Source organism: Bacteroides sp. 1001136B_160425_E2 (assembly GCF_015559655.1).
Taxonomy (GTDB): Bacteria; Bacteroidota; Bacteroidia; order Bacteroidales; family Bacteroidaceae; genus Bacteroides; species Bacteroides luhongzhouii.
The window spans coordinates 15,082-28,523 of record NZ_JADMQH010000023.1; the positions used below are offsets into that span (position 1 = coordinate 15,082).

Here is a 13,442-nt window from a genome sequence, read left to right on the forward strand (position 1 = left end):
TGATATGAGACGAAATATTTTAATTATAATCTCTTTCCTCACCCTTCTGGTGGCCTCCGGTTGTACTAATCTGGATGAGAAGTGGTATTCCGAAGTAACCCCGGACACTTATTTTACGTCTAAGGAAACTGTCTACTCTTTCCTGGTACGCTCTTTTACGCACTGGCGTTGGTTTCACGGATTCGACCGTGCCATTCTTCAGGAATGTACAACAGACGAGATGTGTGTCACACAAAAAGGAATACATTACAATGATGTCCGATATGCCCAGCTGCAACACCATGACTGGACACCACTTCACCCCAACAACGAAGAAACATGGCGCGGAGTAGGTATGGGGATAGCAATGGCTTTAGCCTGTAAAGAAGACTTAGCTGGTGTAGACTATGTTTCATTAGGTATGACGGAAGAACTAAAGGCAGACCATCAGATGCAGCTCCAGACATTAGTGGCCTATTTCTATTTGAGAGGACTTGATTTCTATGGTGGTATGCCTATTTACCGACGCTCTACCACAGAGGAATCTCCACGTTCCACAGCACGGGAAACTTTTAATTATGTGGAAGAGCTCCTGCTTGCTGCCATTCCTAAACTAGAGAAAAAAACAGCAGATATGTTGGAAGAAGGTTACTTACGCCAGGGAACTGCAGCGGCTCTTCTTGCTCAATTATACTTTAATGCAGAGGTCTATACAGGGGAGAGCCGCTTTGCTGAATGTGCGCAGATTTGTCAGGATTTACTAGACGGCAAATACGGCTATTACGAGTTGGAAGAAGACTGGTTCGGTCCTTTCACCTTCGAAAATAACAAATCGAAAGAAGTGATGTGGTCCGTTCAGTCGCAATATGCGAAAGGAACTTTGTTTCAGTGGCAGTTCGAACGTTATAATCATTATAATGCGAAGAACTATTTCGATCTTAGCGGTTATTCCTCTACAAACGGTATGCATCTCCAACCATCTCTGAAACCCAATGGTGATCCCTATACAGACAAACTCGGACGTCCTTTTGCCAAGTTTCATGCGAAAGACCTTCGTAAGAAATTGTATGTATATAAAGGAAATGGCAAATACGAAGGAATGTTCCTTTATGGAAAATTACAACGTATATCAAGAAGCGGAACAGAGGTGAAATGTACAGGACTGTATGAATACCCGGGTGAGGTTCTTGAATTTGTTGACCAGGTAGCACAATTTAAGAAAGTGAAAGACGGAGAATATTCTTCAGTAAATGAGCTTCCTTCCAATATCAGTACCGGAGAAGAGAATTCGGGAATACGTTTGTGCAAACTGCCGATTCCGGACAATACAGACAAGACACTTGCTTTTAACCCAGACTATCCGGTCCTTCGTTTTGCGGAAATCTATTATATGCTTGCCGAATGTAAATACAGAAGCGGATATAAGAAAGAAGCAGCCGGTCTTTTCAACGAAGTGCGCAAACGCAACTTTGAGAATGAAGTAGACCCTGATCCGGTGACTGAAACGAATATCGACAAGTATCGGATTCTCGATGAGTGGATGGTCGAATTTCTTGGTGAGCAACGTCGGCGTACCGATCTCCGTCGTTGGGGCTTGTATACAACAGGCACCTGGTGGGATCACAAAGCTACTAATGACGATCATTATGAACTCTTTCCTATTCCGGAAAAGTCAATTTCTGTCAGTAACGTCTTGAGACAGAATCCGGGATATGGAGGCGGTAATGAAATGACGAAAGAGGAAGCCGGTATATACAGTGTTAAACAAATTGATTAATAGAACATTAAAGAATAAAACAATGAATAGTAAGATATTATTTCTAGGAGCCGTTATGATGCTGCCTACATTCGCTAGTTGCCAACAGGAAAAGCCTTTTCCGGATGATGCTGTAGATAAAGTGTATGAATACCTTCCGGAGTGGCAAGCAGGTTATTTGGACATTCATCAGATTAGCACGGGAAGAGGTAATGCCGCCTATCTTATTTTCCCGGACGGGACTACCATGTTGCTGGATGCAGGAGATTTGGGAGTACACACCGGTACCCAAGAGATCATGAAAGCAGTTCCTAATGACTCTAAACGACCTGCTGAATGGATTGCCCAATATATAAAACATTTCTCATTGCCGTTGAAAAATAACGGTGCTATTGATTATGCCTTGCTCACTCACTTCGATACAGACCATATCGGACAGAATGGAAAACTGGCAATTGAAAAAGTAGGGTTGGACTACAAACTTACCGGAATAACTCATGTGGGTAATCTTCTGGATATTTCCACATTGATAGATCGTGGTTACCCTACATACGATTATCCGACAGCGGCTAAAGTCACGGGTGCCCATATCTCAAACTATAAATTATATGTTGCCGCTCGTGACCGGGCAGGTAAGAAGAATGAAGGGTTTGTGACAGGAAGTAACACACAAATCAAACTATTAAAAGCTCCGGGTTCTTATCCTACATTCGAAGTACGTAATATAGTGGGTAATGGTAAAATTTGGACAGGCAGCGGAACGGCTTCCAAAGAGCTTGTGCCATCTACCGCTTCTTCGAGCGAACAGTTGAACGAGAACCGTTGCAGTTGTGGAATACGTATCACATACGGTAATTTCGATTACTTCTCGGGCGGAGATATCCTTGGAGTGGAAAAAGCACCGGAATGGTTTGACATAGAAACGCCTGTAGCTACATTACTGGGCGAAACAGATGTGGTAGTAGCCAATCATCATGCATATTCTGACGCTATGTGTGATACCTACATTTCTCAAGTAAAAGCGCAAGCCTATGTGATTCCCGTATGGGATTACTATCATCCTCAACCGGCCACACTAAGCCGGATGCTGTCTCAAAGTCTTTATGCTGGTGAGCGGTCTGTTTTTGCTGCCGGTTTGGTAGACAGCAACAGAAGCCGGTTGGGAGAGGATGGTTTGAAGATAAAACCTGCCGGACATGTCGTTACACGTGTTTATCCGGGAGGAGAGAAATTTCAGATTTTTGTACTGAATGATCGAAATGAAGCTTATGAGATACTATATAAAACAGGTGAAATTAAATCTAATAATTGATGAATATGAAAATTAAAGATTCAATAGCCTGGACAGCTTTTGGGGCTGTGATGGCAATTATCATGTTTCCGTCATGCTCTGACGAAAATGAAGCCGGCATATTGGAAATAACAAATAATGAGATTATTCTTCAGGCTGAAGGTGCTCCGGTTCAGGTTGAAGTGAAATCCAATACCGAGTGGCGCATAGACTTTGCAGAAGCAACCTGGCTTTCTACAGATATACGTGGAGCCCAGTCGTCAAGAACTTATTTCACAGTGATTTATGATGAGAATATCAGTGATTCCGAGCGTTTCTGCGATATACGTGTGTTTACAAAAGATGGGAAGACTGCGGATGTAATCAAGATAAAACAACTATCCCGTTATCCATTTATAGTTCCTGTCAGTGATAATATGGAACTCTTTACCAAAGGAGGCGAATATGATATGGACATTTCGACCAATGTGCCTGAAACGGATATTGTAATTACACCGACAGTGGATTGGGTGAAAGAGTATCGGATAAATGACGGAAAACTTTATTTCAATACGGAAACAAATTCTCAATCACCCCGTACAGGAAGTATAGTGTTAAGTTATGACGATCAGTACCAGCGTAAGGTCACAGCTACAATCAACCTGTCGCAAGCATATTCTGAATATGCGAATGCGGAACTTGTCAGTTATCCAACCGTCTATGGTTATCCTGTCGGTGGAATTACTAACAATGTATATATTGAAGGAACGATCGTTGCCAATGGTACATCGAAAAACTTCCCGAACAATCGTTATGTCATTCAGAATGAGACCGGGGAGACAGTGGTATTTGAATCGGAGTCTCTGATTACATTTGCGCAGTTTGCCAAAGTCTCATTGTGTCTGAAAGATGGAACGATAAAAGAAGAATCAGAGGGCAGCTTTACCTACAGACTGATTAGCGGTATCACTGCCGCCCATGTAATCAGCTCGGAACTTTCCACCTTCATGATTCCTGAAAAAACGATCGCAGGACTTACGGATAATATGGTATTCAGCCTTGTGACCTTAAAAGATGTCGAGATTGCCTCTCCGGTAGGTGCATTCACTAATTTCAAGACCACCGATCCGGGGGCTGCAGATCGTAAGGCGAATAAAAATTATTGGGTGGAGAAATTCCCGGCATACTACAGATATTATCCAACCTGCATCAGAGATAAAAACGGCTTTAATACATATATGCTTACTTCGCTGGATGCTCCTTATGCGCATGAGACACTTCCTAAAGGTTCAGGAACCATAACCGGAATCGTAGCGAAAGTCAAACTAACCAATTTTGACATCTCCGAAAACCGGTTGTGTATTCTTCCGCTTCATAGAGAGGACATCAATATCGGTGATATGAACGAGATCACTTCGGTGCTCGTGGAATGGGATTGTAATGTGCCCGATTGGAAAGAAATAGGTGCTTCTACATTTACGGAGTATCATCCTACAGGCGGAGAAGCATCGCAGTCAAATGCTATTCTTAACAAGGACGGAAATAAGCATTTCCAGCAAACCTATGCAGATTACATATTAGGTTTCCAGGATGATTTTCGGGGAGATATGAATCTTAATACCACAGATGGATATTATGGGCGTATGCGAGGAGGAGCCTTCAATAGTAGGCCATGGTCTACAAGTTCATATTTCTATGTAGATAAAATATCGACAGTAGGGATTTCTACCTCACTTTCTCTTCAGGTTGAAATGAATGCAAGTTGGGGAGGTGGTCCTGTGGCCGTGGTTGAATATGCTTATTCGATGAGTGGCGAATGGATGAAAGTAGATAATTCTGAATTCACAATCCTGGGACAGTTTGATAGAACTGCTGCAGGAGGGCAGACAGAGAGAAATATTCCGGGTTATAAGGTCTATGATTTTAAACTGCCGGATGCTTTATTGAACCGCGATAATATCTGTATCAGATTACGTCCAATCAGACTTCCGTCTGGCGTATCGAGCTTCATGCCGCTTCGACTTGCTAATATCTCGATCAAATATAATAAATAATCAATAGGAAAGTATATATAAAAATAATCGGAAGCAACAGGAAATATCCTGCTTGCTTCCGATTATCTTTATATAATGATTTCGGATATTTATATTAATCCTAAGCGAATTCTATCCCTCAAAACGCCTATGTTATTTTTCCAGCAACTCTTTTAAGAACTCGTCCAATTCCTTATCCAATCCTTTCAGCAATTCATCGTTCACCAGGATCGTATCATCGTCCACCAGTAGCAATTCCGCCACGGTTTCTTTTTCTTCATCCACCAGAACGAAAGAGTAAGGCTTCAAGATAATCACCTTGTCGAAGTCTCCGGCATCCTTCATTCTGCAAAGAATGTTGCGCAGAGAAGGCTCCACGTTTTCAAGGAAATCATCCCCTTCATACGTAGCCCATTCTTCGATCATGATGTTTGCCAGTTCTTCATCATCATCATTGTAAATATTAAGTTGTCCCGATGTCTGGTCCGGTTGGAGATGGATGTCGGTTACGACTGTTTGTTCACAGCTACATACATATTTAGCGACTGCCTTTTGGATAGCCGATTCGATAATGGATAGTGATTGTTGGCTCAGTTTCATGGGTTCCTTCTTTTTATAAGTTCAAAGGTATAAAAAAAATAAGATTTGATACACAATTTCCTTAAAAATCATCATTAAATCGGCTCATTTGTAATTTTAACTTGGGTAATTGAGCGTTTCTCTCCTTCAATTCGGCTAAATACATGGACGTGAGATAATAATTAGGCACATCATTGATGGTGGCCTGAACACTATCTGTGATATTCTTTTTGTCGATTTTCTTGGCTAGTTGCTGTGCTTTTTCCGCCCATTCTTCCGCTTTAGCCAGACTATCTTTCATTTCATAATAAACAGCTATGTTAAGAGCTGCCCGCATCTTCTTCTTTTGGTTCTTGGTGCCTTCGAAAGCCTGATTCCAAAGTTCGTATGCATCGTCCCATGAATTTTCGCGTATATAGATGGCAGCGTCACGCATGGGAACCGAGCCTCCGGTATACAGATACCGTGTTCCTTTTTTCCACATAGGGACGAGATTTTTCACCGGAACTGTCCCTGCAAATGCCGCCGCTTCCTTTAACATGTGTTTGTCGGGAATCATGCGGGTGGCAGCTTCTACGGCAGTACCTCCAAAGTCTTCCCAAAAGATGCTGTCATTAGGATGGAGCGTAGTCATCGGTCGGCTACGTTCGGGAAGATACACTTTCACCGTGGGATACACTTTTACGTCTACTGCTCCCTGAAAACAGTTGAACTCATTCAGGAAACGGACAGATTTAGTTGCTTTGAGTTGCAGGTTTTCCAGTGCAATGATAAAATCCACTCCCAAGTCGGTGGCTAACTGACGGACTTCCTCCTGGCTCAATGTATTTTCGCGGGGCAGTTTGTCATTTGCCCGTAGAGCAGAGTCGCAGATGACTACTTCTTCAAAGTAATTCTGTTGTGCGATTTCTTCGGCCAGTGATTCGGTGGCAGTCTTGGGATCACCGTTGGCATATGCTGTTGCACGACTTATCAGCGGTGTGCCTTCTTTGATTTTTTCAGTCTCTGCTATTAGTTTGTTATCCGGAGTGTTGCTGGTGTTATTCACGATAGCTACTTTCCGAAGTTGCGGAGGAAAGCTCAAGTCGGCAGGTTGCAGATAATCAATGGAAATCTGTTCCAAACTCTGACAGCTGCCCAGTGTCAGCAGGAATAAAGTGATGAAAGCCAGTGAATAAGATTTTGCCATAGTTTTGTTCTATTTAGTAATTTGAACAAAAGTACAATTTTGGTGGAATAAAAGAAAGTCTCAAACAGTTTTTAACCGTTTGAGACTTTCTTTTGTGAATTGACTCTTTATCTTAGAGATTCTTGCCGTGGCAGTTTTTGTACTTTTTGCCGCTTCCGCACGGACAAGGATCGTTACGTCCTACTGTCTTTTCTGCACGGACCGGTTCACGTTTCTGCTGTTCACGAGTATCTTGGTTGGCAGCAGCCTGCTGGTTTGGATCACTCAAATTTTCTTTGTTTTCGCGGTATTTGCTCATATCCTGACGTTGTTCAGGAGCAGCCTGACGTACTTCCACACGGCGGGCAGCCTGTTCGTCCGGAGCTTCCTGTACAGGAATTTGTCCACGCATCAAGATAGATATGGTCTGGTTGTTGATCTTGTTCACCATGGCGTCGAACAAAGTCACAGATTCCAGTTTATAGATCAACAGCGGGTCTTTCTGTTCGTAGCTTGCGTTCTGTACGGAATGTTTCAGTTCGTCCAGTTCGCGGAGATTTTCTTTCCATGCTTCATCAATTACGTGGAGCAGGATTGATTTCTCGAACGATTTCACCACTTCTTTTGATTCGGATTCGTAAGCCGCTTTCAGGTTACAGGAGATATTGTACATCCGTTTACCGTCTGTAATAGGAATCAGGATGTTTTCGTACATGTGTCCCTGATTTTCATATACCTGTTTGATAACCGGATTAGCGATCTGTGCCAGGCGTTCAGTTTTGCGTTTGAAGTTCTCCATCGCAATGTTGAAAGTCTTTTCGGACAACTTTTCCTTCTTCTCGTTACGGAATTCTTCTTCAGTGAACGGAGTTTCCATTGCCAATGTTTGAAGCAGTTCCATTTGGCAGCCTTCATAATCATTGTTTTCGATAGCGTTGGCACAACGGTCCCAAATCATGTTCACGATATCCATACCGATACGTTCACCCATCAAAGCGTGGCGACGTTTGGTGTAAACCACTGTACGCTGCTTATTCATCACGTCGTCATATTCCAACAGACGTTTACGGATACCGAAGTTGTTTTCTTCCACTTTCTTCTGGGCACGTTCGATAGAATTGGAAATCATCTTGTGCTCGATCATTTCGCCTTCCTGGAAACCAAGTTTGTCCATTACGCTGGCGATACGGTCGGATGAGAACAGACGCATCAAATCATCTTCCAGTGACACGAAGAATACAGAAGAACCCGGGTCACCCTGACGTCCTGCACGACCACGCAACTGGCGGTCTACACGACGGGATTCGTGGCGTTCCGTACCGATGATGGCCAAACCGCCCGCAGCTTTTACTTCCGGACTTAACTTGATGTCGGTACCACGGCCAGCCATGTTGGTAGCGATGGTTACTGTTCCGCTCAAACCGGCGGTAGCAACGATGTCCGCTTCTTTCTGATGCAACTTCGCATTCAATACTTTATGGTCAATCTTACGCATGGTAAGCATCTTGCTCAACATTTCGGAGATTTCTACCGAAGTAGTACCCACCAGTACCGGACGTCCTGCTTGAACCAATTTTTCGATTTCCTCGATAACAGCTTTATACTTTTCGCGTTTCGTCTTGTAAACGCGGTCGTTCATATCCTTTCTTGCTATCGGACGGTTGGTCGGGATAACGACTACGTCCAATTTGTAGATATCCCAAAGTTCGCCTGCTTCCGTTTCAGCAGTACCGGTCATACCGGACAGTTTGTGATACATACGGAAGTAGTTCTGTAGAGTAATTGTTGCGAAGGTTTGTGTAGCAGCTTCCACTTTCACACGTTCCTTAGCTTCGATGGCTTGGTGTAATCCGTCAGAGTAGCGGCGACCTTCCATGATACGGCCTGTCTGCTCGTCTACGATCTTCACTTGTCCGTCGATCACTACATATTCATCGTCTTTCTCGAACATGGTGTAAGCCTTCAACAGCTGGTTGATGGTGTGTACACGTTCCGATTTGATGGCATAGTTTGTCAGAAGCTCATCTTTCTTTTCAAGTAGTTGCTCGTTGGTCAGATGTTGGTTTTCCAGTTCCGAAAGTTGTCCGGCGATATCCGGAAGAACGAACAATGTCGGGTCTTCGGAGTTACCGGTAATCAGGTCTACTCCCTTGTCTGTCAGGTCTACACTATTCAGTTTCTCGTCGATCACGAAATACAGCGGGTCAGTAACTTCATGCATACGCTTGTTGTTCTGTTCCATGTAGATTTCTTCCGTTTTAAGCATACCTGCCTTGATACCCTGTTCACTAAGGAACTTAATCAAAGCCTTGTTTTTCGGCAATGCTTTGTGGCTGCGGTATAAAGCGAGGAATCCTTCTTCCACTTCTTTCTTATCGTTGGATGCGATCAGTTTTTTAGCTTCGGAGAGATATTTGGTAGCCAATACTTTCTGTGCTTCTACCAGGCGTTCTACTAACGGGCGGAGTTGCTCGAACAATTGGTCGTCACCTTTCGGTACAGGACCGGAGATAATCAGCGGAGTACGGGCGTCGTCAATCAATACCGAGTCGACCTCATCGACGATGGCATAGTTGTGCTGACGTTGTACAAGGTCTTTCGGGCTGATAGCCATGTTGTCACGCAGGTAGTCGAAACCGAATTCGTTGTTCGTACCGAACGTGATGTCTGCCAGGTATGCCTGACGGCGTGCATCGGAGTTTGGTTGATGGCGGTCGATACAATCCACGCTCAATCCGTGGAACATATAAAGAGGTCCCATCCATTCGGAGTCACGTTTGGCGAGGTAATCATTCACGGTAACCACGTGTACACCGTTTCCGGTCAGTGCGTTAAGGAATACCGGGAGGGTAGCTACCAATGTTTTACCTTCACCAGTTGCCATTTCCGCAATCTTGCCTTTATGCAGAACGACACCACCGAAGAGCTGTACATCGTAGTGAACCATGTTCCATACTGTGTCGTTACCACCGGCTACCCAGTGATTCTGATAGATAGCCTTGTCGCCTTCGATGCGTACGAAGTCTTTTGTTGCAGCCAGTTGACGGTCAAAATCCGTAGCGGTTACAACGATTTCTTCATTTTCTGTGAAACGTTTGGCAGTAGCCTTTACGATAGAGAAAGCAACGGGCAGTACTTCGTCCAGTGCTTTTTCATATTTTTCCAGAATTTCTTTTTCTGTCTTATCGATTTGTGCGAAGACTTCTTCGCGGTCTTCCAGTTCCAGTGTCTCGATGCTTGCCTTCAACTCTTCCACTTTCGCACGTTCGGCAGTAGCCGATTCATGGATATATTTTTTGAGTTCTTCCGTTTTGGCACGGAGGGCGTCGTTGTCTAGTTTCTCAACCTCCGGGTAGGCAGCTTTAATCTTTTCCACCCAGGGCTTGATTTCTTTCATGTCTCGTGTGGATTTGTTTCCGAAAATCGAGCTTAAAAATTCATTAAATCCCATGTTATATTATTTAGTTTATTATTTATCTTTTTCTTATTGCGGGCCACATTCATCCGGATTGATTTTTCCGTTCCGCACACAGATTTGAAAAAGAAATCTGTGTGAACCGGTGAATTCCGTGACGAATAATCTCCGCAAAGTTACATTAAAATGCTGATTTATTTATGTTTTGCTCCCTGTTTTTGTGAGTAAATTTTTACCGTAGGTCGGTAATAGGAGCAGAAGTACAGGCATTGGGAGCCCGGATGCGCATAAAATGTGCCAGTGTAGGCGCGATATGGTCAATGGTTACAGGTGTCCGGATAATGGCCGGTTTCACGGAATGTCCCATGAAAATCAGCGGTGAAGGGATATAGGAATGGCGTACCACTTTGTTTTCGCCGCCGTTCTCGTTGACGATGGTCCATCCGGGGAGGACGTCGATTACGAGGTCGCCCGAACGTTTGCGGTGGTAGCCGTTGCGTATTTTATAAATTTCCGGCGTCCATGAACCCAACAACAGCCGGTTGGCTGAATATGCTTCGTTCACTCCGCTGAACTGCATCAGGAATTCTGCTGACTTTTGCTGTACCTCTGCCAGATTCAGTTCCTTCTTTTCCAGTAATTTATGATTCAGATAAATCTGCTGGTTGTGGTGAGCTTCCACATACTTTCCTTCGCCATACGTAGCCATCAGGTACATATTCAGCAAGGCGGCACAACGGTTGAGAAAAAACTCTCCGCCGGGAATTTTGTACAATCCCGAATCGGGTGATTCGCTGTCCGTATATCCGGTGGAAGTGATGAAAATAAGTACGTTTTGTAGTCCTACTTTCTTATCGATGGCTTCGAGCAGGTCGGCAATGCTGCGGTCAAGACGCACGTAGGTGTCTTGTATTTCCATGGCACATTCCTGTACGGATTTATGCGCGTAGTTTCCTGCATAATAAGTGAGTGCCAATAAGTCAGTAATGTCGTCCATGCCGATGGAGCTTTTGTTCAATGCTTCTTCGGCAAGCGCATTCACTTCGTCATTTACAAAAGGGCTGGCGATGAAGCGTCTGTACTTATTATTGCGGTCGTCATCGAACTTATATTTGAAGAGTATATCCCGCCAATCTGGCAGAAAAGTGTACATGCCCCGGGGAAATACCGGTTCCCATGTCATGCCCGCAATACGGAAATCGATTGCCTGTCGGTCATTGTATTGGCTTGCCCACCACGGAAACTCTCCATAATAGGTCGTTCCGCTCCATTTCCCGGTGTTGGGATTGAGCCAGAAAGCACCGTTTCCGGCATGTCCGGCTGCGAAAATTGCGGCATCGCAATCAGGGGCGATGGCATATACGAGTCCTTTGCCTTGGGTCGCTATTTTGAGCTCGTCGGCAATGGTGGAAGTCAGTAATTTGGTGGGTGCGGCTGTTTGGTCGGTGTAATATCCCATGAATGCCGTATCGTCTGTGCTGTTGACGGGGCGAAGGGTAGAGGCGTCCATCCATCGTTGGGAGATGATTCCGTTCATGGAAGGCGTCGTGCCGCTGTAAATGGCTGCGATGGCAGAAGCACGGTCTACGCCGCAGAAGGTATATTCGGCGTTATGGAACACTCTTCCCTCTTTCCAAAGACGTTTGAAGCCTTTCTCACCATAAAGTGATGAAAACGCTTCCAGATAGTCCGTACGCAATTGGTCAATAGTCAGCCCTACCACTAATTTAGGGGCAGAAGGCAGTGACTGGGCCTGTAGCCCGGTGAAAGTCAGTACGGTGATGAGGGAAGTTAGTAGTCCTTTCATTATTTCTTTTTAGATGTCACAATCAAATTGCTCGCTGAACGTATCAGCAAAACGAGTGCCAAAGGTACAACAGCAAAGTCAAATCTTTGCGGAATTACAGGAAAAAGCACTATAAAAAGTGTTAAAACAACCAGATTCAAGGTCAAATACCAGCATTTCTTCCCTTTTCGGACACAATATATAATGTATGGAAGGAAAAGAAGTTGTCCCGGATGGAATACTAGTAACAGGAAATTGGAGCTGACTGCCGGGTGTTGGGAGAAGAGGGCGAGGAAGGCGAGGACGCATCCCACGATACCTGCCATACCAAAAAGAAAGAGGTCGATTCCCCATAATCCGGTTCTCCGGCGGATGCCATAGATCGTGGCGGCGGCTGTCAGTATAAATAACAGTAACGAGCATTGGAGCGGCGTAGGCATCCGGCCGCTTTCATCCGCTTCGGGAGTGACGTCGATTACCAGCTTGTTAGATGTTATGAGCGGGTGCTGGATAGAGTCGTTTTTAATCTGTGCGCCGTCAAAGGCATCCATCAGATAGAAAGGAGCAAACATCATCTGGCGTTGTGTGATGGGTTGGTCGGCTTCACTTCCGATGCAGAGATCGATGCCGAAACGCGCCCACGGATGTCCTTTACAATATTGATGCACGATGTCGCGGAAAGTGCGCGAACCATCCTGCGGCTCTGCCGGATAAACTACCTTTCCTGCGATGCTTTCTTCGATCTTGTCCCGGGGGCGGGTGGCGCAATTATCGTAAAAGAAATTATAACGATACACCCGGTTCTCCGGACGATAATTTTCTTGTAATAACCGGATTAATCCTGTTTTCTCTTCATCGGTCAGGTTCAGCGTTTGCTGCCACACGCTGCGTCCGTAGAATGCGTATTCTGCCGCAAAATGCTCATAATCCGTCACTCCCAGTTGGTAGTCAGTTTCTCCAAGCGAGAAGCGAAAGATGAAATTGGGAGTGTTGAAACTGAACAATCCGTAATTGAACACAACGTCAATCCCTTGTGAAGGATTTTCATAGCGGATGGCAGTGTGTCCGAACAGGGAATATATTTCTTCTCCGGGAGCACAAGTCAGCAGGCTTAAACGAATGGAGTCATTGCTGTTGGCAGATGCTTGTCCGGCGGACGGAAGCAACAGGAAAAAAGAGAAGATCGTATATAAGAAAAACCGTTTCATTAGCAGGTCCGTTTTATTTTGGTGGCAAATATATGAAGAATTGTTGGATTCGGGAAAACGGTGGTTCTGTTTTATCGGAATAGAAGCTCTATTTCATGCAAACAGAGGTTCTATATGGCTTAAACAGCGGCTCTGTTTTCCTCAAATAGAGTCGCTGTTCGGGCGAAATAATGTTTTTGTCTGAACGGAAAATTGATTACAAAATAGTGGAACGCTTTCTGGAACGCTGTTTTCTCCTCGCAACCTTT

Annotated in this window: 8 protein-coding genes; 3 read left to right on the forward strand and 5 right to left on the reverse strand. The window is 44.6% G+C overall.

Translation table 11 applies throughout. The annotated features are described in order from the left end of the window. The first annotated feature begins 4 nt into the window (after window positions 1-4). Genes I2I04_RS19640 through I2I04_RS19650 form a run of 3 tightly spaced genes read left to right on the forward strand, consistent with a single transcriptional unit; the run spans window position 5 to window position 5,059 of the window. Complete coding sequence (locus I2I04_RS19640) at window positions 5-1,756, forward strand: RagB/SusD family nutrient uptake outer membrane protein (protein WP_195471694.1); 1,752 nt, start codon at window positions 5-7, stop codon at window positions 1,754-1,756. A gap of 22 nt (window positions 1,757-1,778) precedes the next feature. Then, complete coding sequence (locus I2I04_RS19645; RefSeq protein WP_143258168.1) at window positions 1,779-3,047, forward strand: hypothetical protein; 1,269 nt, start codon at window positions 1,779-1,781, stop codon at window positions 3,045-3,047. Continuing rightward, window positions 3,047-5,059, forward strand: coding sequence for a DUF5689 domain-containing protein (locus tag I2I04_RS19650; RefSeq protein ID WP_195655745.1), 2,013 nt, complete (start codon window positions 3,047-3,049; stop codon window positions 5,057-5,059). Before I2I04_RS19645 ends, I2I04_RS19650 begins: the two co-directional genes overlap by 1 nt. A 132-nt stretch (window positions 5,060-5,191) precedes the next feature. Here the strand turns inward: I2I04_RS19650 and I2I04_RS19655 are convergent, their stop codons facing one another. From I2I04_RS19655 to I2I04_RS19675, 5 genes are all read right to left on the reverse strand, one after another. Beyond that, window positions 5,192-5,638, reverse strand: a complete 447-nt coding sequence (locus I2I04_RS19655) for a hypothetical protein (protein ID WP_143258170.1) — start codon at window positions 5,636-5,638, stop codon at window positions 5,192-5,194. 61 nt (window positions 5,639-5,699) lie between these two features. Continuing rightward, complete coding sequence (locus I2I04_RS19660) at window positions 5,700-6,806, reverse strand: DUF6340 family protein (protein WP_195655746.1); 1,107 nt, start codon at window positions 6,804-6,806, stop codon at window positions 5,700-5,702. Window positions 6,807-6,918: 112 nt separating this feature from the next. After that, window positions 6,919-10,236: a preprotein translocase subunit SecA gene (gene secA, locus I2I04_RS19665; RefSeq protein WP_143258172.1), complete on the reverse strand. Its 3,318-nt coding sequence runs from the start codon at window positions 10,234-10,236 to the stop codon at window positions 6,919-6,921. 196 nt (window positions 10,237-10,432) lie between these two features. Beyond that, on the reverse strand, window positions 10,433-12,007 hold the full coding sequence (locus I2I04_RS19670) for an alkaline phosphatase family protein (protein WP_195655747.1): 1,575 nt from the start codon (window positions 12,005-12,007) through the stop codon (window positions 10,433-10,435). Beyond that, a complete protein-coding gene (locus I2I04_RS19675) occupies window positions 12,007-13,194 on the reverse strand; it encodes a DUF4105 domain-containing protein (RefSeq protein WP_143258174.1) in 1,188 nt (395 codons plus the stop codon). The genes I2I04_RS19670 and I2I04_RS19675 overlap by 1 nt, the downstream gene beginning before the upstream one ends. Window positions 13,195-13,442 lie beyond the last annotated feature (248 nt).